The following is a 22945-nucleotide window of genomic DNA, read 5'->3' as shown; positions in this document are numbered from 1 at the left end:
ATAAGAAAAATTCGCAGGATTATTAAAATTTATCACGAAATAAGTAAAAGTTTAGCGAATAATCGTTTGAAATAATAAAACGTTTTCTATATGATAAGGGTAAAGGTTAGTAAAAAAGTAGGTGAATTTATGACAGTAACATTTTATTCATATCCAAAGTGTGGCACATGTCAAAAAGCAAAGAAATGGTTTGAGGCAAACGATGTAGCATATGAGATGATTCATATTGTTGAAAATCCACCGTCAAAAGAAGATTTACGTAATTTACATGAAAAAAGTGAGTTACCATTAAAAAAATTCTTTAATACAAGTGGAATGCGTTACCGCGAACTTGGTCTGAAAGATAAGTTAAAGGATGCGAGTGAAGACGAAATGTATGAACTTTTAGCATCTGATGGCATGTTGATTAAGCGTCCAATCGTAACAGATGGAACGAGTGTAACACTTGGTTTTAACGAAGAGCAGTTTGAAAGTGTGTGGAAAAAGTACCAATAAGGTATTTTTACATAATTAATACATTCACTGGAGGTACAGTCATGAGCATTCCAAATAATTTACGTTACTCTGAAGAACACGAATGGGTAAAAACTGAAGGTAATGAAGTTGTTATCGGTATTACTCACTTTGCACAAGGTGAGCTAGGCGATATCGTATTCGTTGAACTTCCTGAAGTAGGTGCAACAATTGAAGCTGACGAGCCATTCGGAAGCGTAGAATCTGTTAAAACAGTTTCTGAGTTATACGCACCTGTAAGCGGTAAAGTTGTAGCAGTAAACGAAGAATTAAGTGACCAACCAGAACTTGTTAACGAATCTCCATACGAAGGTGCATGGATGGTTAAAGTTGAACTTTCTGATGCAAGCCAAGTTGAGAAGTTATTAACTGCAGAAAAATATGCAGAAATGACAAACCAAGACTAATTTTAGTCGACTGAAGGACAGCCTTTGTGCTGTCCTTTTTTATTTTGTGTAAAATAATGAACGTAGAATCATATACTAATTATCGTGTAGGAGAACGCTTTTTGGAAAAAAATTTCGTTTTTCTTTAGCGGCTAGAACGAGCCGCTAAAGCTTTTCATTATTGTCCAGCTCCACCTCCTAGCCCTTCATGTCTAAGAACCTTCCGCACGAGAAGACAAAAAGCGTCTTCTGTGCGAAAGAACCTTAGCCAACAGGGCTAAACAGTCGGTTCCGCTTTTCTTATTGTCCAGCTCCAGCGGCTAGAACAGTCGGTCATTTCACTCCTTCACTTGAGGCAAAAAGCGCCTCTAGTTCAGGAGTTCCAATGTCCTCCTGTTCTGAACGAGCCGCTTCTGCTTTTCTTTTGCAAAAATAAACAGGAAACAACATGAAAATAACGAATATACTATATACTAAGTTAAAGGTTGTATAGTATATGGTGATCGGGTGATGACATATGATTTATGTAGAAAAAGTCATTATTGTAGAAGGTACATCAGATAGAAGAAAGATTGAATCTATTATTCGTGAACCGGTGGAAATTGTTTGTACAAATGGTACAATTGGTTTGTCGAAAATGGATGAGCTCGTTGATCAGTTTTTTGATAAGGAAGTGTATGTGCTAGTGGATGCTGATGATGCTGGAGAAAAGTTAAGGAAACAATTTCGAAAAGAATTTCCGCAAGCAGAGCATATTTATATCGATCGCTCGTACCGAGAAGTGGCAACTGCGCCGTCTTCACACTTAGCAAATGTATTATGGGGAGCTGACATTGACGTCTATACAGAATATTTACGGTAAGGAATGATAGAAGTGATTGACTGGACAGGAGCCGAAGCTACAGCCCTAATAGAGAACGAAGAAAAAACAGTGTTATATGTATATACTCCGATGTGTGGAACATGCCAATTAGCAAAAAAGATGTTAACGGTTGTTGAGATGACAATTGAGGATTTGAAAATTGGAATGTTAGATTTAAATTATGCCCCGCATTTAGCGAAAGAGTATGGAATCGAAAGTGTACCGTGTTTACTTGTTTTTGAAAATGGGACACTAATGAAGAAGATATATGCATTTCATTCGGTTGAATATTTATATACGGAGTTAAAGTAGGCGGCAAAGTTTTTGCCGCCTCGACATATTTCTTGGGAAATATGTCGAGATGCAGGGTGGGTACAGTATTTGTCGAGCGAAAGTAACAGGATTGCTCTTTAGTGAGAGGGAATGGTATGTAATAGAAAGTGATATGAAGGATGTGATTTAGGGTGAAATTATATTCTTTGCTGCAATCATTTGTAAATTACGCTAATGGTCAATACCATTTAGAACCACTTCTAAGACAAGGAGAAAGAATTGTCAACTTCCGTTTTGGGGATGAATGTTGTTCGTTACAAATTTCAAGAGATTATATAGAGTTGTTGAAAGAGGAAAGAGGAACAGAACAAATCGTTTGTGTAGACGAAGAAGATGTAGAACAATTGGTGAACGGAAATATACGATTACAAATGTTAATGAACGATGGACGTGTACATTATTCGGGGACGTATCGAACGATGCTAGTAGTCGAGTCGATGTTTCATATATGTAAACCGATGTCAGTAGGTGCTTAAAATTCTGAAGGTTCATTTTTTACGAAAATTTCTGTTGACACGGTGTGTGGATGTTGATACAATTCAATTCATAAAATATAGACAATTTCATAAATTACAAATCAGACGAAAATGTAATCTGATTTCTCTTATCAAGAGAGGTGGAGGGACTGTGCCCTGTGAAGCCCGGCAACCGTCAACTTATGTTGAAATGGTGCCAATTCCTGCAAAGCAAATGCTTTGAGAGATGAGAGAGAGGGATAATGTTGTTATATACGCATATAAACCTTTCTGCTTCTCTAAAGCGGAAAGGTTTTTTTGTTGTTTGAATGTGGAGGACATTCAAATAATAAAAGTAATGATAACGGTGGACTACACGCATTACAAATAAAAAATTGCGGAGTCAATCAAAAATCCAGCTTCAGCGGCTAGAATGTTCGATGGCTTCGCTTCTTCCTATGAGGCAAAAAACGCCTCTACGTCAGAAGCTCCATCCACTTCACATTCTAAACGAGCCGCTTACGCTTTTTATTAAAAAAAGGGGTGAACATCATGATCTTATTAGAAAATGTAAAGAAAATATATAAGGCAAAAAGCGGTGATGTCACTGCTGTAGATAACGCCAATTTAAAAATAGAGAAAGGTGAAATCTTTGGTGTTATTGGATATAGTGGCGCCGGAAAAAGTTCTTTAATCAGATTGTTTAATCAGTTAGAGAAACCAACTTCTGGCCAAATTACAATTGCAAATCGCGTGATTTCAGCAATTACAGGAAGTGAGCTTCGGAAGGCAAGGCAAGAAATTGGAATGATTTTTCAGCACTTCAACTTACTTTGGTCACGAACTGTACGTGAAAATATTGCATTTCCACTTGAGATTGCAGGCGTTGATAAGGAGAAGAGAAGAAAACGTGTTGATGAGTTAATTCATCTTGTTGGGTTAGAGGGAAGAGGAGACGCATACCCATCTCAGTTAAGTGGTGGACAAAAGCAACGTGTCGGGATTGCAAGAGCATTGGCTAACAATCCACAAGTACTTTTATGTGATGAAGCAACGTCAGCTCTTGACCCAGAAACGACAGATCAAATTTTAGATTTACTCCTAGATATTAATAAGCGTCTCGGTTTAACAATTGTACTGATTACACATGAGATGCATGTAATTCGAAAGATTTGTAATCGCGTTGCGGTAATGGAGAGAGGAAAGATTGTAGAAACGGGTCCAGTACTTGACGTATTCCGTAATCCGCAGCAGGACATTACGAAACGTTTTGTACAACAGTTAACGGATTCTGAAGATACAAATGAAACGATTGAAAGTTTAATTGAAAAATATCCAGATGGAAAAGTAATTCGTTTGCAGTTTATCGGTGAGGCTGTAGAAAGGCCGGTACTTCAAAGGTTAATGCAGCGCAGTGATATAGAAGTAAGCATTTTGCAAGGAAATATCGCACAAACGAATAACGGCTCTTACGGTAGTTTAGTCGTTCATTTAAATGGTGAGGAAATAGCGATCCAGCAAGCGATAGAAGGAATTCATCAAGATCAAGTAGAGCTGGAGGTGATTGCACATGGATAAGTTACTCACAAATGTTGATTGGAATCAAATGTTAGAAGCAACTGGTGAAACGTTATATATGACGGCAATCGCAGCTCTTGCCACATTTATTTTAGGACTTATTTTAGGATTGTTACTCTTCATGACAGCGAAAGATAATTTATGGGAAAACAAAGCGGTTAATACGGCAATTGGAGCGTTCGTAAACATTTTCCGCTCGATACCGTTCATCATTTTAATCATTTTATTAATCCCATTCACAAAAATCCTCCTTGGAACAATTCTTGGAGCGAGTGCAGCACTGCCAGCTTTAATCATCGGAGCGGCACCATTTTATGCAAGAATGGTTGAAATCGCACTTCGTGAAATTGATAAAGGTGTAATTGAAGCTTCAAAAGCAATGGGGGCAAAAACGAGCACGATTATTTTAAAAGTATTGATTCCAGAATCATTACCAGCACTAGTATCTGGTATTACGGTAACGACAATTGCTTTAGTAGGCTATACGGCAATGGCAGGAGTTGTTGGTGCAGGTGGCCTCGGGACACTTGCTTACTTAGAAGGATTCCAGCGAGGAAATAACGATGTAACAATCGTTGCGACAATTTGTGTATTACTTGTTGTATTTTTCATTCAATGGATTGGTGATCGTGTAACGACTCGAATAGATAAAAGATAATGAAAACGGGAGGATGTTTCAAATGAAAAAATTATTACTTACAGCACTTATTTCAACTTCAATTTTTGGGTTAGCGGCTTGCGGGGGAAAAGATAAAGATGAAAATAAACTTGTTGTTGGTGCTTCTAACGTACCGCACGCTGAAATTTTAGAAAAGGCAAAACCGTTACTTGAGAAAAAAGGAATTGAATTAGAAGTGAAAAAATTCCAAGATTACGTGTTGCCAAATAAAGCGTTAGCGGATAAGGAATTAGATGCAAACTACTTCCAGCACATTCCGTATTTAGAAAAAGAAATAAAAGATAAAAAGTATGATTTTGAAGTAGCAGGAAAAATTCATTTAGAGCCAATTGGCGTATATTCTCAAAAATATAAAAGCTTAAAAGAGCTTCCAGACGGAGCGACAATTATTATGAGTAACTCTGTTGCGGACCATGGACGTGGTTTAGCGATTTTACAAAAAGAAGGCATTTTAAAAATTAAAGATGGAGTAGATCCAGTTAAAGCAACGCCAAAAGATATTTCAGATAATCCGAAAAATTTAAAATTCAAAACGGATATTGAGCCTGGTTTATTACCGCAAGTGTATAACAATAAAGAAGGCGATGCTGTTCTAATTAACTCGAACTATGCGATTGATGCGAAATTAAATCCAGAAAAAGATGCGATTGCGATTGAAGGAAATGATTCACCGTACGCAAACGTAGTAGCTGTTCGTAAAGGCGATAAAGATAAGAAAGAGATTAAAGCTCTTGTAGAAGTATTACACTCTAAAGAAATCGAAGACTTTATTAACAAAGAATATAAAGGGGCAGTTGTTCCTGTAAAAGAATAATTGCTGCGGGAGGGCTGGTGTATGCCGGCCCTTTTTATAACTACATAACTATAGGGGAGAAGGGGACGTCATATGAAAAAGATTCTACTGTCAGTTGTTACAGCACTATCTGTATTTACATTAGCTGCCTGCGGGGGGAAAGAGGAGAATAAGCTTGTCGTTGGAGCTTCTAACGTGCCGCACGCTGTTATTTTAGAGAAGGCACAGCCGATATTAGAGAAAAAAGGTATTAAGTTAGAGATTAAAAAATTCCAAGACTATGTGTTACCAAATAAAGCGTTAGCGGATAAGGAGATTGATGCGAACTATTTCCAGCACATTCCGTATTTAGATAAAGAAATTCAAGAAAAAGGATATAAAATTGTAAACGCAGGAAAAATCCATTTAGAACCAATGGGCATTTATTCTAAGAAATATAAAAGCTTAAAAGACTTGCCAGATGGCGGGACAGTTATTATGAGTAATAACGTAGCGGAGCGTGGCCGTATGTTAGCACTGTTACAAAAAGGTGGCGTTATTAAACTGAAAGATGGAGTAGACGTTGTTAAGGCGACAGTAAAAGATGTTGTGGAAAATCCGAAGAACTTAAAGTTTAAAACAGATGTGGAACCTGGACTTTCACCGAAGCTGTATGAAAATAATGAAGGGGATGCTTTATTTATTAATTCAAACTACGCAATTGACGCGAAATTAAACCCAACAAAGGATGCAATTGCGATCGAAGGATCAGACTCTCCATATGCAAATATTATTGCAGTTCGTAAAGGTGACGAGAAGAAAAAAGAAATTAAAGAGCTAGTAGAAGTACTACATTCAAAAGAAATTCAAGATTTTATTAATAAAGAATATAAAGGTGCTGTACTTCCGGTAAGTGAATGAAAATAAGGAAAGGACTGGTAATTTTCCGGTCCTTTTTTCTTTATATATATAAGAAGAAAGGTGTATCATATAAAGGTGAAAAGGAAATACTTATATACATTTGTGAAAAAATTGTTACTTTTTTTCGTCGTTTGCGATATCATTTTATTTGATATAAAATTAGAATGAGAATAAAATGAGAATATGAACGTTTTAGGAATTTTTAAAATGTATATATAGGATTAATGGAGGTATTGAGATGGCTGGTTCTACATTAACGGTTAAAGACTTACACGTATCAATTGATGGCAAAGAAATTTTAAAAGGTGTAAACCTTGAAGTAAAGGGTGGAGAAATCCACGCAATTATGGGACCTAACGGAACAGGTAAATCAACTTTATCTTCTGCAATTATGGGTCACCCAAAGTATGAGGTAACAGAAGGTAGCATCATCATCGACGGTGAAGATGTATTAGAAATGGAAGTAGACGAGCGCGCACAAGCAGGTCTATTCCTAGCAATGCAATATCCAAGTGAAATTAGCGGAGTTACAAACGCTGACTTCTTACGTTCTGCAATTAACGCACGTCGTGAAGAAGGCGATGAAATTTCTCTTATGAAATTTATCCGTACGTTAGATAAAAACATGGAATTCCTAGAAATGGATCCAGAAATGGCACAACGTTACTTAAACGAAGGTTTCTCTGGCGGTGAGAAAAAACGTAACGAAATTCTTCAATTAATGATGATCGAGCCAAAAATCGCAATCTTAGACGAAATCGACTCTGGTCTTGATATCGATGCGTTAAAAGTTGTATCTAAAGGTATTAACGAAATGCGCGGCGAAGAGTTCGGTTGCCTAATGATTACGCATTACCAACGTTTATTAAACTACATCACTCCAGACTTCGTTCACGTTATGATGAACGGTCGTATCGTTAAATCTGGTGGCCCTGAGCTTGCACAACGTCTAGAAGCTGAAGGTTACGACTGGATTAAAAAAGAATTAGGTATTGAAGACGAAACAACAGAGCAAGAAGCGTAAGAGAGGAGCATAAACATGACAATCGGTACATTACCTTTCGATCAAGAAACAATCCGTCAACGCGCAAGCGAAGTAAACGAAGCTGCTTGGTTGACTGAGTTCCGCTTACAAGCTCTTGCACAAGCAACTGAACTTCCAATGCCAACGCCTGATAAAACGAAAATTGACAAATGGGACTTTATCGGAAAAGGCGACGCTGCTAAGCAAGAGCCTGTAAGTTCTTTAACTGAACTTCCAGAAGCAGTGAAAAACTTAATCGATGAAAATAACAGCGTATTAGTGCAACGTACTGGTACAACTGCGTTCGTTTCTTTAGCAGACGAAGCAAAAGAAAAAGGTGTTATTTTTACAGATATCGTAACAGCTGCAACAGAGCATGCTGAACTAGTACAAAAGTACTTAATGAAAGACGGCGTGAAAGTAGACGAGCATCGTTTAACTGCACTTCATGCTGCATTAATCAACGGCGGTGCATTCGTATATGTTCCGAAAAACGTTGTTCTTGAAACTCCACTTCAAGCTGTATTCTTAGTAGACGGCGAAGAAGCTAACGTATATAACCACGTATTATTCGTAGCTGATGCGAACAGTACTGCAACTTATGTAGAAAACTACGTTGCAAATGAAAATGCTAAAGGTATTGCAAATATCGTAGCAGAAGTAATCGTGGAACAAGGCGCACAAGTGAAATTCGGTGCGGTTGATCTATTAGCACAAGACGTAACAACTTATGTGAACCGCCGCGGAGTAGTAGGACGCGACGGCCGTATTGATTGGGCTCTAGGCCTTATGAATGACGGAAACACAATTTCAGAGAACGTTACGAACTTAATGGGCGACGGTTCATATGCTGATACGAAAACAGTAACAATTGGCCGTGGTAACCAAACACAAAACTTTACAACTAAAGTTGTTCACTTCGGTAAACACTCTGAAGGTTGGATCTTAAAACACGGTGTACAAAAAGATAGTGCAACATCTATCTTTAACGGAATTGGTAAGATTGAACACGGTGCATCTAAATCAAATGCACAACAATCTTCTCGCGTTCTTATGCTAGACGAAAAAGCTCGCGGCGATGCAAACCCAATCCTTTTAATTGATGAAGATGATGTAATGGCAGGTCACGCAGCTTCAGTAGGTCGCGTAGATCCAATCCAACTATACTACTTGATGAGCCGTGGTATTCCAAAACGCGAAGCAGAACGTTTAGTCATCCATGGATTCTTAGCACCAGTAGTAAATGAGCTTCCAATTGAAGGAGTAAAAGCACAGCTTGTTGAGGTAATTGAAAGGAAAGTTCGCTAATGAATATTCATGAAATACGCAAACAGTTTCCAATTCTTGATCAAAAAGTGAACGGCAAACAACTTGTTTATTTCGATAGTGCAGCAACTTCTCAAAAACCAATTCAAGTCATTGAAACGTTAGAACGTTATTATAAAGAATATAATTCTAACGTGCATCGCGGTGTTCATACGCTCGGTACGAAAGCTACCGACGCGTATGAAGGTGCACGTGAGAAAGTTCGCAAGTTCATCAATGCGAAATCAATGGAAGAGATTATTTTCACGCGCGGGACGACAACTGCATTAAATACAGTAGCGGCTAGCTATGGTCTTGAAAATGTAAAAGAAGGCGATGAAATCGTTATTTCTTACATGGAGCACCATAGTAACATCATTCCGTGGCAACAAGTTGCGAAGAAAACGGGTGCAACTTTAAAATACCTTCCGCTTCAACCAGACGGTACAATTTCTTTAGAAGATGTTCGTCAAACAGTTACACCGAATACAAAAATCGTTTCTATTATGCAAGTATCAAACGTACTTGGAACGATTAACCCTGTCAAAGAAATCGGTGCAATTGCACATGAAAATGGCGCAATTATGGTCGTTGACGGTGCACAAAGTACACCTCATATGAAAGTGGATGTACAAGATCTAAACTGTGATTTCTATGCATTATCTGCTCATAAGATGTGTGGACCTACAGGCATCGGCGTATTATATGGTAAAAAAGAATTGCTAAACAATATGGAGCCAATTGAATTTGGTGGTGAAATGATTGATTTCGTAGATTTACAAGAATCTACTTGGAAAGAGCTTCCGTGGAAGTTCGAAGCAGGTACACCGATTATCGGTAATGCAATCGGACTTGGTGCGGCAATTGATTTCCTAGAAGAAATCGGTCTTGATAATATTGAAAAGCATGAGCATGAATTAGCGCAATACGCTTTAGAAAGACTATCAGAAGTAGATGGCGTTACAATTTATGGTCCAAAGCATCGCGCTGGTCTTGTTACATTTAATATTGAAGACGTACATCCTCATGATGTAGCGACTGTATTAGATGTAGAAGGCATTGCAGTTCGCGCAGGACACCACTGTGCACAACCGCTTATGAAGTGGCTAAAAGCTTCTTCAACAGCACGTGCGAGCTTCTATTTATATAATACAAAAGAAGAAATTGATACATTTGTTGAATCGCTAATCAAGACAAAGGAGTATTTCACAAATGTCATTTAATAATTTAGATACGTTATATCGTCAAGTTATTATGGATCATTATAAGAATCCTCGTAACCATGGCGTGTTAGAAGATAGTGTTACCGTTAACTTGAACAATCCAACGTGCGGCGATCGTATTCAACTTACGATGAAAGTAGAAGAGGGTATTGTACAAGAAGCGAAGTTTGAAGGCGAAGGATGTTCCATCTCAATGTCTTCAGCTTCAATGATGACACAAGCAGTAAAAGGGAAGAAAATTGAAGAAGCACTTCAGCTTTCGAAAATTTTCTCTGACATGATGCTAGGAAAAGAGTACGATGACAGCATCGATTTAGGAGATATTGAAGCATTACAAGGCGTATGCAAGTTCCCTGCACGTATTAAATGTGCAACATTAGCGTGGAAAGCGTTAGAAAAGGGCTTAAACGAAGATAAGTAATGTTAAAGGTTCCTAAAAACGAGGTTATCTAAGGAGGGACACACCAACATGGCGAAGCAACTGCCAGATATCGGCGATTACAAATATGGTTTCAAAGACAAAGACGTTTCGATTTTCCGTGCTGGACGCGGTTTAACAAAAGAGATCGTTGAAGAAATTTCACGTATGAAAGAAGAACCACAGTGGATGTTAGACTTCCGTTTAAAATCACTGGATAAGTTCTATGAAATGCCAATGCCACAATGGGGTGGCGACTTAAACGACTTAGATTTCGATGAAATTACGTACTACGTAAAACCATCTGAGAAATCTGAGAAGTCTTGGGATGAAGTACCTGATGAAATTAAAGCGACATTTGATAAATTAGGTATTCCAGAAGCTGAGCAAAAATATTTAGCTGGTGTATCTGCACAGTACGAATCTGAAGTTGTATACCACAACATGAAAGAAGACCTAGAAGCTCTAGGAATCGTATTTAAAGATACAGATAGCGCATTAAAAGAGAACGAAGACATTTTCCGTGAGCATTTCGGAAAAGTAATCCCACCAACAGACAACAAATTCTCTGCATTAAACTCTGCAGTTTGGTCTGGTGGATCATTCATCTACGTTCCAAAAGGTGTGAAAGTTGATACACCACTTCAAGCGTATTTCCGTATTAACTCTGAAAATATGGGACAATTCGAGCGTACGCTTATTATCGTAGACGAAGGCGCACACGTACACTACGTAGAAGGTTGTACAGCACCTGTTTACACTACTAACTCACTTCACAGTGCGGTAGTAGAAATCATCATTAAGAAAGATGCATATTGCCGTTATACTACAATCCAAAACTGGGCGAACAACGTATACAACCTAGTTACAAAACGTGCGGTTTGTGAAGAAAACGCAACGATGGAATGGATTGACGGTAACATCGGATCTAAATTAACGATGAAATACCCAGCAGTTATCTTAAAAGGCGAAGGCGCTCGTGGTTTAACATTATCTATCGCGATTGCTGGTAAAGGCCAACACCAAGATGCTGGTGCGAAAATGATTCATTTAGCACCAAACACATCTTCAACAATCGTTTCTAAATCGATTGCGAAGCATGGTGGTAAAGTAACTTACCGTGGTATCGTACAATTCGGACCAAAAGCGAAAAACTCTCGCTCTAACATCGAGTGTGATACGTTAATCATGGATAACCAATCTACATCTGATACAATTCCTTACAACGAAATCAAAAACGATTACGTTTCACTTGAGCACGAAGCGAAAGTATCGAAAGTATCAGAAGAACAATTATTCTACCTAATGAGCCGCGGTATTTCTGAGCAAGAAGCTACAGAAATGATCGTAATGGGCTTCATCGAACCATTCACTCGCGAACTTCCAATGGAATACGCAGTTGAAATGAACCGCCTGATTAAGTTTGAGATGGAAGGTTCTATTGGTTAAATAGAAATGCGGAGCCGACTGTTCAGACCCGTTGGCTAAGGTTCTTTCGCACAGAAGATGCTTTTTATCTTCTGGTGCGGAAGGTTCTTAGACATGAGGGTCTAGGAGGCGAAGCTGGACAATATTTAAAGTGGAAGCGGCTCGTTCAGAATGTGAGGGGGAAGAAGTGAAGCCACCGAACATTCTAGCCGCTGGAACTGGATAATATATGTATGAAGAAAGCGCCCTGCTGTGCAGGGCGCTTTTTTTGTGTTCTGCTTGGTTGAGATCAGTTTAGGCTGAGACGGGATACCCAGGTGGGTGTTCGGTTAAATATATCAGCGATTTTTCAAATATATCGACCATAACTTGGAATATATCAGCGATTATTTTAATATATCGACGTTTCGACAAGGAATATCGATTTACCAACAAATTACGACATGGCAGAGAGGACTGTATACCCGGCAACTATACGAAAAGCAGGTAAGTGAGGCAAAGATACTGACAAATCCCCAATCCCCAATCCCAAATCCCAAACCTCTCCTCTAGCTACAATCATTCCACAGAAAATCTCCTCAAACTAGAAAAAGTAATATAAAGTTTTTCGCATGAAAAGGGCAATCTTTTGCTTTTTCTCATAATGCGAGTACAATGTAAAATAGCAAGAAAAGACGAAAAGTATTTACAGGATTATTGCGTACGTATAGCGTAAATGGCAGTAAGGAACTGAGAGGAGGTTTTTTCTCTGAATATAAATAAAGAAACAATCATCCACCTTTATCATACAAACGATATACATAGTCATTTTGAAAATTGGCCGCAAATTTCTCGGTTTGTACAAGGGGAGAAAAAGCGAAGACAGGAAGCGGGGGAGACTGTTTTAACTGTAGATATTGGCGATCATGTGGATCGTTTTCATAGTATTTCGGAAGCGACAAATGGGCTTGGAAATACGAAGCTTTTAAATGAGGCGTTATATGACTATGTAACGATTGGAAATAACGAAGGAATTACGTTAGCGAAGGAGCATTTGAATCGTCTATATGATGATGCTGGGTTTGAGGTGCTTGTAGCGAATTTATTTGAAAAAGAAGGGGTACGTCCTGGGTGGGCGCAGCCTTATAAATTGCATACAACGACAGATGGGATTACGATTGCCTTTATTGGATTAACGGTAGCGTATCCAGAGTTTTATCAAATGTTAGACTGGCACATTGAAGATCCAATCGAGCATTTAGAATCCATTTTAGAAGAAGTGAAAGATGAGGCGCATGTTACTGTTGTCCTATCTCACCTTGGAAAAAGTATGGATGAGTATATGGCGGAGCATTATGATATAGATGTTATTTTAGGGGCGCATACGCATCATTTATTTGAGCGAGGCGTTCTTGTGAATAATACTTTGCTTTGTTGTTGTGAAAAGTGGGGACGTTACGTTGGACACGTTCAGCTTACTGTGGATAAAGAGACGAAGAAGCTGTTGAAGAAAGATGGTAGAGCGATTAAGACAGAACGGTTAGGTGCTTATAGTGAACCGTTATCCACAATTGAAGCGCTGCAGGAAGAGAGTAAACATATTATGGCAGAGCCTGTCGTTCATTTAAAAGAATCATTACCGGTCGATTGGTTTCATGAGACGACGTTTTCGCACATGTTAGCAAGTGCGCTGAAAACGTGGTGCGGTGCAGAGATTGGAATGGTGAACGCTGGTGTACTTCTTGAAGGATTAAATGAAGGTGTTGTGACACGCGGAGACATTCACAGAATTTGTCCACATCCAATTAATCCATGTTTATTAAAAGTGCCGGGGAAAACGTTAAGGGAAGTTATTTTGAAAGCACGCCGCCCGAATATGGAGAATCTTGAGGTGAAAGGATTCGGATTTCGCGGGAAAGTAATGGGGAAAATGATTTACGCTGGTGTAGAAGTCATTCCAGACACGATTCCTGGGAATAAAATTTTACTCGAAGATGTATTGGTTAACGGAGAATCGCTGGAGTTAGATCGTATATATACGGTAGGAACGATTGATATGTTTACATTTGGATACTTATACCCAGAGCTATCCACACTTTCTGACAAACAATATTATATGCCAGAACTACTTAGAGATGTGTTAACAGACATGTTAATAACTCATACATCTTCCGTCAAACTATAGGCTAGTTAACTTGTAACACTCATTTTTCTCTTGTCATACAGATAAGAAAGAGAGGAGTGTGAACTATGGTTAATGTAGAGCCTATTATAATTGATAACTATACGTTTATTGCCGTTAGCGTCAAACTTCCAAAGACAAATTTGCTAGCTGTAATGAGCGATAAAGGATATATTATGTGCGGTGCATTAGATGTAGGTCTTTTAAATGAGAAGTTAGGAGATCGAGGAATTATTGCTGGCCGTGCGGTTGGCGTAAGAACGATTGAACAACTTCTTGAAGCACCGTTAGAATCGGTAACGACTGGAGCTGAAGCGTTAGGTATTCCAGTAGGAACGATTGGAAAAGAAGCATTATTAAAAATGAGATAAGCATATATCGTCCCTCCTTCTTGCATAGAAATGATATAAGAAGGAGGTTTTTTTATGAGTATATTTCGCTTGAGAAATTCGCGGTTTCGAAGGGGGCCTATTTCCTTTCGGTACATACTGCTTATGTCGTTTATTCTTTTTGTCATATTACTTGTGCAAGGATTATGGATTGTAAATAGTAGTATTCAGCCGACCTTACTTAAATATGGGGAAGTAGAGACGCATAAAATGGCAACAGCGGTTATGACGAAGGCGGTAAAAGACAGGATTGATGAAGGATTCGATGTCGATTCATTAATGAAAGTACAAAATGATAAAAACGGGAAAGTATCCACAATTAATTTAAATACAAAGCAAGTAAATGAAATCGTAACATCAACGACCACATACATAGAAAAATATTTACAGCAAGTAGAGCAAGGGAATTTGAAGGAGCTAGGGCTTTCTGAAAAAAACGGGGCAACGATGTCGATTCCTTTTGGGCGTGTAACGGATAATGCGCTTCTTGGAAATATAGGACCAGATATTCCTATTGATTTCACTACAATTGGTCATGTGAATACGGATATTAAACAAAAAATTGAGCCACATGGGATTAATACGACAGCCATTCAAATTGTTATGGAGATGGAAGTAACATTGCAAGTGATTATTCCATTTCATACGAAAGAAATAACGGTGAAGAAAGATGTCCCAATTGCAACGCGTATCGTCCAAGGAGAAGTACCTACTTATTACGGAAGCGGAAGTGTTGTTGTACCTGATAAGAAGAAAACAGATAGTTAGTGCATATAAAAAATAACCGTAGCAATATGCTACGGTTATCATTTTGTATTCGCTCGTTCTTTTCGTTCCCACAGACTTAAATGCATATATGGATCGAAAGCCCATTCTGTATAACCATTGTCTTTATACATGCCGAAATGTAAGTGGGGCGGGAATTTTCCAGCTGTGCCAGGAGGACCGTATCCAGTGCTGCCAACAAATCCGATTACTTTTCCTGGCTCGACAATTTGTCCAAGCTGTATTTCTTTTGAGAACCCACCTAAGTGAGCGTAATAATGGTAATTATTATGAAGGTCGCGAATGCCGATGCGCCATCCACCAAGACGATTCCAGCCTTTCGTTTCAATAATGCCATAGCAAGTAGATCTAACTGGTACGCCATATCGGGCAAAAATATCTGTTCCTTCATGAATCCTTCTGCCGCCAAAACTTCTTCCAGCGCCAAATGTACTCCGGTAGCTATGATCACTACGAATCGGAAGAGGGAAGGCATTTCCTTCTAAGTTAATACGTCCATACTGTTTATAAATTTGGGCGTATTCGGTAATTAAATCAACTGTTTTCGCACGTCTATAATATTCCCAAAGCATAATTTTTATACGGTCTTCTGACGTTCCTTGCTTCTTTAAAATGGTCGCTGCAGTTTGCAGAAGATCACGATCGCTATTTGGATTTGCAAATCCATCTTTGTCACCATCTAAACCTAACCCGCCAAATAGAGAAATTGTATGGGGGAGAGTATCGTTACTATTAACAGGTCCAGCCCATATTTCTGGTTTGAAATAAAGGGAAATGATGGCATCTGGTTTTTTCGGAATATCTTTTCTTACGCTCCGTATATTTCTTTCATATTGATCCATTGCAGCTAAGTAATACCACGGAATGCCTGAAGATTGCTCGGTTTCTTTATAGAGTGCCATGCGCTTTTCGTATATGCTTTGCTGATTATCTTCACCGTAAGCGATGTTTTGGTGAAGAAGAAAACAAATCGAAAGCAAAAGAGAAATTTTTCGAAGCATGAAATAGACTCCTTTCGCAACATCACTCTTTTTAGTGTGGGATATACGGAGTATTTCATTATAGGGAACGATTGGAAAAAATCTTAGAATCTTCATTTGAGCAAATCGCTTTCATACGTTAGAATAGATATGTTACATTGAAAGAAGCGAACACGGTAAACTATTTCATATTGTGCGGAGTTGATAACCATGACAAAACAAACAGAATATAAGCGCAAGCCCGAATGGTTGAAAATTAAGTTAAACACGAATGAAAACTATACAGGCTTAAAGAAAATGATGCGTTCTAAAAATCTTCATACCGTTTGTGAAGAAGCTAAATGTCCAAATATTCATGAATGCTGGGCTGTAAGGAAAACAGCAACATTTATGATTTTAGGTGCGGTTTGTACACGTGCTTGTCGTTTCTGTGCGGTTAAAACAGGCTTACCAAATGAGCTTGATTTACAAGAGCCAGAACGCGTAGCAGATTCTGTTGTACAAATGGGCTTAAAGCACGTTGTTATAACAGCGGTTGCACGTGATGATTTAAAGGACGGCGGAGCAGCTGTTTTTGCTGAAACAGTACGCGCTGTACGTCGTAAAAATCCATTTACGTCTATCGAAGTATTACCATCTGATATGGGTGGAGTAGAAGAAAACTTAAAAATGTTAATGGATGCAAAACCAGATATTTTGAACCATAACATTGAAACAGTACGTCGATTATCTGACCGAGTTCGCGCTAGAGCAAAGTATGACCGTTCATTAGAGTTTTTACGTCGAGCAAAAGAAATGCAGCCTGATATTCCAACTAAATCGAGCATTATGGTGGGCTTAGGTGAAACAAGAGAAGATTTAATTGAAGCAATGGATGACTTACGTGCAAACAATGTGGATATTTTAACTCTTGGACAATACCTACAACCGTCTAAGAAGCATTTACCAGTTCTTAAATATTACCCACCAGCAGAGTTTGCAGAGCTAAAAGAAATTGCACTTAGCAAAGGATTTAGCCACTGTGAAGCTGGCCCACTTGTGCGTTCTTCTTACCATGCGGACGAGCAAGTACGTTCTGCAAAAGAAAACACAGCAGAAGCGAAATAATGAAAAAAGAGAGCTAATCATTAGCTCTCTTTTTGTTTGTACTCTAAAACGGTATTTGGGCATGTTAATAAAATCTTTTTTAATTCCTCTGTGGATAATTCAATCGTAAATTCAGGTACACCAGGTGTAATTAAAATTTTATCGTACGTATAAATGGAACTGTCCACAATAATTGTCACATCTTGTGAATAACCGAAAGGAGCTACACATCCTGGAGTACAGCCCATTTCCATTCTTAATTCATCAGGAGAATAGAGCGATAAGTGCTCGCCAGTTATTTCTTTCATCTCTCCTCGGTTAAGCCGAGTGCCTTCTAAAGTGAAAAATACGTAATATGCCCCGGATTTTGATTTTAAAAATAAACTTTTACTTGGAGTACCTCGTAAGCCAAGCCTTTCACGCACGATACGATCTGTTTCATAATCGAGTACTGGCTCGTGTTCAAACTTCTCATAAGAAACATTTGTTTTATGTAGTAAAGCAAGTACGTCTTCGTACATATGGAATGATACCCCTTTCTATTGTTAGTACAGTCTCTTCTCGCGGCGTCAACTGAATGTTTTGGAAAGGGATATTACTTGGATGGTACTTCCCATAATCGTTTTATAATCGATTGTTCATCTAATGTAATTTCGTACATATCAGGATTGGTTAAAGTTTTCCATTCATGAAAGCCAATGGAAGGATCAAAGTGCTTTAAAATTAATGTAAGTAAGTTGCCATGTGTAACGAGTACTGTTGTGTCATGCTCTAGTTTTAAAACGTCTTGGATAAGCGATATGGCACGGTCTGTTGCTTGTTTTGTTGACTCTCCGCCTGAAAAGGAAATATCTATGTTTGTAAAAGTAGATTCTAATTTTTGCATCCAATCATCCATTGGAACGTTGCTTAATATGCGCTCAGCTAGTCGCTCATCTTCGTGGATAGATAAATTAGCTTGAAGCGCATAGGGCCGAATGGAATCGATAGCTCGGACAAATGGGCTTGAAATAATATGATTTATTTGTAGATGATTTTCTAAGAGGAATGTAGCAAGGCTGTTTGCTTGTTCTCTTCCTACGTTCGTTAATTCGGCATCACGTTCTTGGCCAGTTGCGGAACAATGTCGTATTACAATAATTTTTTTCATAATTCATCCCCATCTTTCAAGTTGACGCTTATATACTTCGACAAAAGTGGAAAATATTCCTTTTTCTCGGAAAGGGCATAGTGATCTGAATATGTGGAAAAGTAATGTGGATAAAAAAATGAGGTGTCATTATGAAAAAAATAATAGGTATTGTATTTATTATTTGTTTTCTTATGCAATTGTCCACAACATATGCAGCATCCAACCCAAAAATAGACTATCCAAGCAATCGAAATAAACCATTTGTGAGTGAGGATGTGTTTTATGAACAGTTAGATAAGAAAATCTATAAAGAGTACAAAAATGCAGCATACAGCGTTCGGAAAAAAATATCATTTAAAGAAGTGGCCGATGAGACATTTATCTTCCAGCAAAAAACAGCTGTCGGCTGTCGGAGTAGAGTGGTGCTGCATGATTCATTTATTCATCCAGATCGCCAAGTATATTTTTTCGCTTCCTTTTCTCAAAATGAAGTAGAGGAGTTGCATAAATATATCGTTATAGATGCAGAAACAAAAAGGGAGCTGCAAGCGGGTAAAAGTTATCATCATTGTGATGATTCTTATAAAAAATAACCCACCAATTGGTGGGTTATTTTTTACTGCGGCACACTCATTAATTTCGCTTTCATTTTGCGAATAAGAACGACAGCACCAATTGTGAAGAGAAGGGTGATGCCTTCTGCAACAAAGATATTGATTGTTTTTGTTTGGTAAAGTGCCGCGAAGAAGTCTACCAATGCGTGGAATAGTATAGCGTATACAAGGAAGATGTACTTCTTCTGTTTTACCGCGTATAAGACAAGCATTGTAAAGGCGATTTGCAGTACTAGTGCCATAATTCTTTCTAGGCTACCAAGGAGGTGTAAATAGGCAGGTTGTTCAACTAACATGTCTTTTATCAAGTTTAATTGCGATAGTTGTTCTGCTGGTAGTTTTTCAACCATTTGAGCGAAGCTACCGTTGTTAATTGAATTCGCGAATATAAGTGCTTGCAAAGCAGAGAATCCGCCGATTAAAATGGACTCTATTCCGCCATGACCAATTCCGTAAGCGAAACCATCTTTATATTCTTGATATTTTTTTAGTAAGTAGTAAAAGGCAACGAAGCGTCCTAATTCTTCAAAAATACCAGCAGTTAATCCGCCGTATATTGCAAAAATAAATGGGTTTTCTAAAAATGGAGCTATCGCTGGATTACCGCGCATAAATAGGTGGAAAGGTGTTTCGAGAATTTGGGTAAATCCGATAAAGATAAGGACACCAACTCCAACGACTTTCCAACTGATATGATATTTTTTACGAAAATAAACGAGCGCAATAATTGGTACCAGAACTGAAAGCACAAGCTGAATTGTGATGCTGGCAATTACCGTATTTGAAACCATACTTTCACCGCTTTCTAATATATGTACATATATATTATGCATGAAATGGAGGAAAATGTGGAGAGATGAATCTTTCAAAAACAACATGAAGTTTTTATTGACTCTAACGTTGCGTCATACTTTATCGTATGTACTAAGGGGGAGATACAAATGACAATGAGGATAAAAGAAGTAGCTAGTTTAGTTGGAATTAGTGTGCGCACACTGCATCATTACGATGAAATTGGGTTGTTAACCCCAGACGAGACGACAGAGTCGGGATATCGTCTGTATTCCAATGAAAATTTAGAGACATTGCAGCAAATTTTATTTTTTAAAGAGCTTGGCTTCCCTTTGAAGAAAATTAAAGAAATTATCATCAGTCCGTCATTTGATCGCGAAGGAGCACTACAGCTTCATAAGAAAATGCTTCTTGAAAAGCGAGCTAGGTTAGATAAAGTGATTGCGACGATTGATAAAACAATTCAGCATACAAAAGGAGAGATTGAAATGACGAACAAAGAGAAATTTGAAGGATTCGATTTCAGCCATAACCCATATGAAGAAGAAGCACGAGAAAGATGGGGAGATACAGCTGTAGATAAAGCGAATGAATATGCGAAAGGCATGTCAAAAGAGAAGCAAGAAGAATTTAATGATATTTATAGAAATTTAGCGACGCTTAGACACGGTGCACCTGATTCTAAAGAGGCGCAGGACGCTATTAAAGTATGGTACGATTACTTGCAAAACTTTGGAGAATATTCATTAGATGCTTTTAAAGGGCTCGGCCAAATGTACGTCGCGGATGAGCGCTTCACGAAAAATATCGATAAGTTCGGCGAAGGGTTAGCGCAGTTTATGTGTGATGCGATGGAGGTTTATGCGGATCGTAATAAAAAGTAAAAAAGGGTGGAGGTTTTCTCCACCTTTTATTTTTGTATCATATCATTCAAAGTTTGATTCTCTGTATTGTTTAAATGAGGGTTTTTACTCATTTCACGTTTTAACATATCGAGGCTTTGTGTATATTCTGTATCATTTAATGAGCCAGATTGAAGCCCTTGAATTTGAGAAATCAACTTTTGGTTTGTTGATACATATGCTTTATAATAGCGAGGGACGATGGACAAAGCGGTTTTATATACTTGATCTGCTACGAGTTTCTGATCCGTTGTGTTTGCACGATATACGACGAACACTTCATCATCGGTAACGAGTGTAGCGGCATTTGTAACGTCAGGAAGTTGGACTGTCATGCTTGTAATCATCTCAGCAACTTTCTCACGGTTAATGGCCCCTACTTGTTTGTTAGACACTTCATGTTTTTGTTTCGATGAATAACCGACTCTCGTGAGTCTTGTATTTGTATTTTCTGTATGATACATGTCGTTTTTATTGGAAACAAGAACACGGCTTCCTTCTTCGCGTTCCATTTCGGCTTTATTATTTGTTTGGCAGCCTGCAAATAAGGAAAGAGTGAGAAGGGAAAGTACAATTTGTTTTTTCACGATGTATCACCTCCTTCTCCATAGCATGTACTAATTTGCAATTTTTTGTATTTGAAATTGTTGGTTGTTATGCTTTGTGATACGATAAAAAGAAGAATGCTTAGAGAGGAAGTTAATAATGGAGCAAAAGCAAGAGCAAGAGATTCATGCTACGGTGAGCATTAATAATGTTCAGTACGAAGTAATTAAAAACTTTCGTGACGGTTTTAGTGAAGAAGCATTTAAAGAGCGCTATGCAGAAATTTTAAATAAATATGATTACATCGTTGGGGACTGGGGTTATGAGCAACTTAGATTGCGCGGATTCTTTGATGATAGTAACCAACGTGCGACATATGATACGAAAATTAGTACGTTATCGGAGTATTTATACGAGTACTGTAACTTCGGTTGTGCACATTTTGTATTACGAAAAGTGAAGAAATAAAAAAATCCTCTTACGATTGTAAGAGGATTTTTGCATATTCTCGTTCACAAACAAATCGAGATATGATCGCCTTCAGAAAGGAGTGTATTTGGTTTCATTTGTTGTCCGTTCAATTGAATATCCCCACTTTTAATTTTATCCACAATGAGTGTACGGCTCCAGTCGGAAATATATGTGGATAAGGCTTTATCGATTCGGTGGGAACCGAAAATGAGATCTAATACGATTGTGATTTCGGCTATGCCGCTTTCTTTATGTTGCATAATGGAAATGGTAGTAGTTGTTTCTATTTGATCTTGCTGAGTCATATCGACTGTTTCAACGTGATCAGTAAATGCTTTATAAATACGCAGTTTTTGATTCCACGTATGATCTTTCGGACATTTATAAATGGCAAAGCGGTATATGTTTTTTCCATTGGCGTTATGCCTACGAATATTTGTGTCGGTAAATAGGGTAGTGCTTCTGCAATTTTTACAATACTTTTCGATTGTGTTTTGCTCGTTTTCATATAAACTCCAAGAAAGTTGTACTTTCTGCATTTTCCTTCACCTCTTATATTAGTGGCAAAAGAACGTAATACAGCTATTTGGATGTCTTGTAGTATGAAGACAGGAGAAGTAGACAAAAATAAAAGGAGGTTCCCCCAAAGAGGAACCTCCGTAAACATCATACTACAGATGCAATACGTTCCTTTGTAATGGGAATGGGCAGACTACTCCCTTGAAAAAGCGTGGTGCTTTTTTGAGAGTAATGCTATCCAATTGCTGGTCCATTACAAAGTAAATGTTGGCATACGTCGTAAACGTCCTTTCTATCCAAATAGATTTATTCCTCATTATAACATAGAAGATTGAAAATTCGAAACTTTCGTAACAAAAAAACACCAGCTAAAATAGCTGGTGCATACGATAAATTATATAAGTTCAAATAAAAATGAGCGTAATTCTTCTGCAATTTCTTCAGACATAGAAAATGCGTGCTCTAAGTAGCCTGGTTCGTTTAAATCGTCAGGACCGATGATAGCAAATTTATTGCGCTGCATATCAAGCACAATTGTTTTACCGTAATGACGATCAGAGTATAAAAGCGCTAAGTCATGACGCTCATTTTCCCCCATAAAGCTAACGAAACGAGTTCTTGTAGCGACTGTATCGTCGTACAGAAAGAAACGTTCTTCCATACACATGGC

At 38.2% G+C, this 22945-nt stretch carries 28 protein-coding genes and 1 riboswitch; of the genes, 21 read left to right on the top strand and 7 right to left on the bottom strand.

The window, feature by feature from the left end:
* Nucleotides 1-129: 129 nt before the first annotated feature.
* The 17 genes from COE49_RS08990 to yunB all read left to right on the top strand — a co-directional run bounded on the left by COE49_RS08990 (nt 130) and on the right by yunB (nt 15215).
* Entirely contained in the window at nt 130-495 is a 366-nt protein-coding gene (locus COE49_RS08990; protein WP_002129756.1) for an arsenate reductase family protein, read from the top strand.
* Between the two features lie 41 nt (nt 496-536).
* On the top strand, nt 537-920 hold the full coding sequence (gene gcvH / locus COE49_RS08985; RefSeq protein WP_000026896.1) for a glycine cleavage system protein GcvH: 384 nt from the start codon (nt 537-539) through the stop codon (nt 918-920).
* Between the two features lie 496 nt (nt 921-1416).
* Nucleotides 1417-1761 (top strand): toprim domain-containing protein, encoded by a 345-nt coding sequence (locus COE49_RS08980; protein WP_000640869.1) that lies wholly within the window; start codon nt 1417-1419, stop codon nt 1759-1761.
* A gap of 3 nt (nt 1762-1764) precedes the next feature.
* A complete protein-coding gene (locus tag COE49_RS08975) occupies nt 1765-2073 on the top strand; it encodes a thioredoxin family protein (protein WP_002008881.1) in 309 nt (102 codons plus the stop codon).
* Between the two features lie 152 nt (nt 2074-2225).
* Nucleotides 2226-2570, top strand: coding sequence for a hypothetical protein (locus tag COE49_RS08970; RefSeq protein WP_088232115.1), 345 nt, complete (start codon nt 2226-2228; stop codon nt 2568-2570).
* 125 nt (nt 2571-2695) lie between these two features.
* Nucleotides 2696-2803, top strand: a riboswitch (SAM riboswitch).
* A 298-nt stretch (nt 2804-3101) separates the two neighbouring features.
* The gene (locus COE49_RS08965) at nt 3102-4127 is read left to right on the top strand and encodes a methionine ABC transporter ATP-binding protein (RefSeq protein ID WP_088232116.1); all 1026 of its coding nucleotides are present in this window, start codon (nt 3102-3104) and stop codon (nt 4125-4127) included.
* Nucleotides 4120-4785 carry a methionine ABC transporter permease gene (locus COE49_RS08960; RefSeq protein ID WP_000359553.1) on the top strand — a complete coding sequence of 222 codons (666 nt, stop codon included), beginning with the start codon at nt 4120-4122 and terminating at the stop codon, nt 4783-4785. Before COE49_RS08965 ends, COE49_RS08960 begins: the two co-directional genes overlap by 8 nt.
* Nucleotides 4786-4807: 22 nt before the next feature.
* Nucleotides 4808-5620, top strand: a complete 813-nt coding sequence (gene metQ / locus COE49_RS08955) for a methionine ABC transporter substrate-binding lipoprotein MetQ (RefSeq protein ID WP_088232117.1) — start codon at nt 4808-4810, stop codon at nt 5618-5620.
* Nucleotides 5621-5692: 72 nt separating this feature from the next.
* The gene (gene metQ / locus COE49_RS08950) at nt 5693-6499 is read left to right on the top strand and encodes a methionine ABC transporter substrate-binding lipoprotein MetQ (protein ID WP_000722401.1); all 807 of its coding nucleotides are present in this window, start codon (nt 5693-5695) and stop codon (nt 6497-6499) included.
* 238 nt (nt 6500-6737) lie between these two features.
* A complete protein-coding gene (gene sufC / locus COE49_RS08945) occupies nt 6738-7523 on the top strand; it encodes a Fe-S cluster assembly ATPase SufC (RefSeq protein ID WP_000929160.1) in 786 nt (261 codons plus the stop codon).
* Between the two features lie 15 nt (nt 7524-7538).
* Nucleotides 7539-8831 (top strand): Fe-S cluster assembly protein SufD, encoded by a 1293-nt coding sequence (gene sufD, locus COE49_RS08940; RefSeq protein WP_088232118.1) that lies wholly within the window; start codon nt 7539-7541, stop codon nt 8829-8831.
* Nucleotides 8831-10051, top strand: a complete 1221-nt coding sequence (gene sufS, locus COE49_RS08935) for a cysteine desulfurase SufS (RefSeq protein WP_001020767.1) — start codon at nt 8831-8833, stop codon at nt 10049-10051. The genes sufD and sufS overlap by 1 nt, the downstream gene beginning before the upstream one ends.
* Nucleotides 10041-10472 (top strand): Fe-S cluster assembly sulfur transfer protein SufU, encoded by a 432-nt coding sequence (gene sufU / locus COE49_RS08930; RefSeq protein ID WP_000009523.1) that lies wholly within the window; start codon nt 10041-10043, stop codon nt 10470-10472. The genes sufS and sufU overlap by 11 nt, the downstream gene beginning before the upstream one ends.
* Nucleotides 10473-10520: 48 nt before the next feature.
* Nucleotides 10521-11918, top strand: coding sequence for a Fe-S cluster assembly protein SufB (gene sufB, locus COE49_RS08925; protein ID WP_088232119.1), 1398 nt, complete (start codon nt 10521-10523; stop codon nt 11916-11918).
* A gap of 727 nt (nt 11919-12645) precedes the next feature.
* Nucleotides 12646-14061 carry a bifunctional metallophosphatase/5'-nucleotidase gene (locus tag COE49_RS08910; protein ID WP_306659997.1) on the top strand — a complete coding sequence of 472 codons (1416 nt, stop codon included), beginning with the start codon at nt 12646-12648 and terminating at the stop codon, nt 14059-14061.
* Between the two features lie 65 nt (nt 14062-14126).
* Nucleotides 14127-14429, top strand: coding sequence for a YunC family protein (locus COE49_RS08905; protein ID WP_000248467.1), 303 nt, complete (start codon nt 14127-14129; stop codon nt 14427-14429).
* A 54-nt stretch (nt 14430-14483) separates the two neighbouring features.
* Nucleotides 14484-15215 carry a sporulation protein YunB gene (yunB, locus tag COE49_RS08900; RefSeq protein ID WP_088232121.1) on the top strand — a complete coding sequence of 244 codons (732 nt, stop codon included), beginning with the start codon at nt 14484-14486 and terminating at the stop codon, nt 15213-15215.
* Between the two features lie 38 nt (nt 15216-15253).
* On the opposite strand, the gene COE49_RS08895 is transcribed toward yunB, so the two are convergent.
* A complete protein-coding gene (locus tag COE49_RS08895; RefSeq protein ID WP_088232122.1) occupies nt 15254-16234 on the bottom strand; it encodes a M23 family metallopeptidase in 981 nt (326 codons plus the stop codon).
* Between the two features lie 189 nt (nt 16235-16423).
* Between COE49_RS08895 and lipA the strand changes: the two genes are divergently transcribed.
* Complete coding sequence (gene lipA, locus COE49_RS08890; protein WP_088232123.1) at nt 16424-17320, top strand: lipoyl synthase; 897 nt, start codon at nt 16424-16426, stop codon at nt 17318-17320.
* A 20-nt stretch (nt 17321-17340) separates the two neighbouring features.
* On the opposite strand, the gene COE49_RS08885 is transcribed toward lipA, so the two are convergent.
* The gene (locus COE49_RS08885; RefSeq protein WP_088232124.1) at nt 17341-17820 is read right to left on the bottom strand and encodes a YbaK/EbsC family protein; all 480 of its coding nucleotides are present in this window, start codon (nt 17818-17820) and stop codon (nt 17341-17343) included.
* A gap of 74 nt (nt 17821-17894) precedes the next feature.
* Nucleotides 17895-18449 (bottom strand): histidine phosphatase family protein, encoded by a 555-nt coding sequence (locus tag COE49_RS08880; protein ID WP_088232125.1) that lies wholly within the window; start codon nt 18447-18449, stop codon nt 17895-17897.
* Between the two features lie 131 nt (nt 18450-18580).
* Here COE49_RS08880 and COE49_RS08875 point away from each other — a divergent pair, with 131 nt between their 5' ends.
* Complete coding sequence (locus COE49_RS08875; protein WP_140417450.1) at nt 18581-19024, top strand: hypothetical protein; 444 nt, start codon at nt 18581-18583, stop codon at nt 19022-19024.
* Between the two features lie 23 nt (nt 19025-19047).
* Here the strand turns inward: COE49_RS08875 and COE49_RS08870 are convergent, their stop codons facing one another.
* Nucleotides 19048-19878, bottom strand: a complete 831-nt coding sequence (locus COE49_RS08870; RefSeq protein ID WP_098253219.1) for a YhfC family intramembrane metalloprotease — start codon at nt 19876-19878, stop codon at nt 19048-19050.
* Nucleotides 19879-19986: 108 nt separating this feature from the next.
* Between COE49_RS08870 and COE49_RS08865 the strand changes: the two genes are divergently transcribed.
* Nucleotides 19987-20721, top strand: coding sequence for a MerR family transcriptional regulator (locus COE49_RS08865; protein WP_088232127.1), 735 nt, complete (start codon nt 19987-19989; stop codon nt 20719-20721).
* A 26-nt stretch (nt 20722-20747) separates the two neighbouring features.
* Here COE49_RS08865 and COE49_RS08860 read toward each other — a convergent pair whose 3' ends face one another.
* On the bottom strand, nt 20748-21326 hold the full coding sequence (locus COE49_RS08860) for a YhcN/YlaJ family sporulation lipoprotein (RefSeq protein WP_088232128.1): 579 nt from the start codon (nt 21324-21326) through the stop codon (nt 20748-20750).
* A gap of 118 nt (nt 21327-21444) precedes the next feature.
* Here COE49_RS08860 and COE49_RS08855 point away from each other — a divergent pair, with 118 nt between their 5' ends.
* Nucleotides 21445-21753 carry a YutD family protein gene (locus COE49_RS08855; protein WP_140417451.1) on the top strand — a complete coding sequence of 103 codons (309 nt, stop codon included), beginning with the start codon at nt 21445-21447 and terminating at the stop codon, nt 21751-21753.
* Nucleotides 21754-21797: 44 nt separating this feature from the next.
* On the opposite strand, the gene COE49_RS08850 is transcribed toward COE49_RS08855, so the two are convergent.
* Together COE49_RS08850 and COE49_RS08840 are read right to left on the bottom strand one after the other, a co-directional pair.
* Nucleotides 21798-22295, bottom strand: a complete 498-nt coding sequence (locus COE49_RS08850; RefSeq protein ID WP_088232130.1) for a cytoplasmic protein — start codon at nt 22293-22295, stop codon at nt 21798-21800.
* Between the two features lie 374 nt (nt 22296-22669).
* Nucleotides 22670-22936 (bottom strand): DUF3055 domain-containing protein, encoded by a 267-nt coding sequence (locus COE49_RS08840; RefSeq protein WP_088232132.1) that lies wholly within the window; start codon nt 22934-22936, stop codon nt 22670-22672.
* Nucleotides 22937-22945: the final 9 nt, after the last annotated feature.

The organism is Bacillus sp. AFS029637 (genome assembly GCF_002584985.1).
Classification (GTDB): domain Bacteria; phylum Bacillota; class Bacilli; order Bacillales; family Bacillaceae_G; genus Bacillus_A.
The sequence above is the reverse complement of the archived record's forward strand: the minus strand, read 5'-3'. Positions and strand labels throughout refer to the sequence as shown.

Bases quoted from the DNA above. Each gene is read 5' to 3' on its own strand.
- COE49_RS08980 (WP_000640869.1), top strand. From the start codon at position 1,417: ATGATTTATGTAGAAAAAGTCATTATTGTAGAAGGTACATCAGATAGA.
- sufC (WP_000929160.1), top strand. From the start codon at position 6,738: ATGGCTGGTTCTACATTAACGGTTAAAGACTTACACGTATCAATTGAT.
- COE49_RS08895 (WP_088232122.1), bottom strand. From the start codon at position 16,234: ATGCTTCGAAAAATTTCTCTTTTGCTTTCGATTTGTTTTCTTCTTCAC.
- COE49_RS08990 (WP_002129756.1), top strand. From the start codon at position 130: ATGACAGTAACATTTTATTCATATCCAAAGTGTGGCACATGTCAAAAA.
- metQ (WP_000722401.1), top strand. From the start codon at position 5,693: ATGAAAAAGATTCTACTGTCAGTTGTTACAGCACTATCTGTATTTACA.
- COE49_RS08840 (WP_088232132.1), bottom strand. From the start codon at position 22,936: ATGGAAGAACGTTTCTTTCTGTACGACGATACAGTCGCTACAAGAACT.
- COE49_RS08875 (WP_140417450.1), top strand. From the start codon at position 18,581: ATGAAAAAAATAATAGGTATTGTATTTATTATTTGTTTTCTTATGCAA.
- COE49_RS08965 (WP_088232116.1), top strand. From the start codon at position 3,102: ATGATCTTATTAGAAAATGTAAAGAAAATATATAAGGCAAAAAGCGGT.
- sufD (WP_088232118.1), top strand. From the start codon at position 7,539: ATGACAATCGGTACATTACCTTTCGATCAAGAAACAATCCGTCAACGC.
- yunB (WP_088232121.1), top strand. From the start codon at position 14,484: ATGAGTATATTTCGCTTGAGAAATTCGCGGTTTCGAAGGGGGCCTATT.
- COE49_RS08870 (WP_098253219.1), bottom strand. From the start codon at position 19,878: ATGCATAATATATATGTACATATATTAGAAAGCGGTGAAAGTATGGTT.
- sufB (WP_088232119.1), top strand. From the start codon at position 10,521: ATGGCGAAGCAACTGCCAGATATCGGCGATTACAAATATGGTTTCAAA.
- COE49_RS08885 (WP_088232124.1), bottom strand. From the start codon at position 17,820: ATGTACGAAGACGTACTTGCTTTACTACATAAAACAAATGTTTCTTAT.
- metQ (WP_088232117.1), top strand. From the start codon at position 4,808: ATGAAAAAATTATTACTTACAGCACTTATTTCAACTTCAATTTTTGGG.
- sufS (WP_001020767.1), top strand. From the start codon at position 8,831: ATGAATATTCATGAAATACGCAAACAGTTTCCAATTCTTGATCAAAAA.
- lipA (WP_088232123.1), top strand. From the start codon at position 16,424: ATGACAAAACAAACAGAATATAAGCGCAAGCCCGAATGGTTGAAAATT.
- COE49_RS08880 (WP_088232125.1), bottom strand. From the start codon at position 18,449: ATGAAAAAAATTATTGTAATACGACATTGTTCCGCAACTGGCCAAGAA.
- COE49_RS08865 (WP_088232127.1), top strand. From the start codon at position 19,987: ATGACAATGAGGATAAAAGAAGTAGCTAGTTTAGTTGGAATTAGTGTG.
- COE49_RS08905 (WP_000248467.1), top strand. From the start codon at position 14,127: ATGGTTAATGTAGAGCCTATTATAATTGATAACTATACGTTTATTGCC.
- COE49_RS08855 (WP_140417451.1), top strand. From the start codon at position 21,445: ATGGAGCAAAAGCAAGAGCAAGAGATTCATGCTACGGTGAGCATTAAT.
- COE49_RS08960 (WP_000359553.1), top strand. From the start codon at position 4,120: ATGGATAAGTTACTCACAAATGTTGATTGGAATCAAATGTTAGAAGCA.
- sufU (WP_000009523.1), top strand. From the start codon at position 10,041: ATGTCATTTAATAATTTAGATACGTTATATCGTCAAGTTATTATGGAT.
- COE49_RS08850 (WP_088232130.1), bottom strand. From the start codon at position 22,295: ATGCAGAAAGTACAACTTTCTTGGAGTTTATATGAAAACGAGCAAAAC.
- COE49_RS08975 (WP_002008881.1), top strand. From the start codon at position 1,765: ATGATAGAAGTGATTGACTGGACAGGAGCCGAAGCTACAGCCCTAATA.
- gcvH (WP_000026896.1), top strand. From the start codon at position 537: ATGAGCATTCCAAATAATTTACGTTACTCTGAAGAACACGAATGGGTA.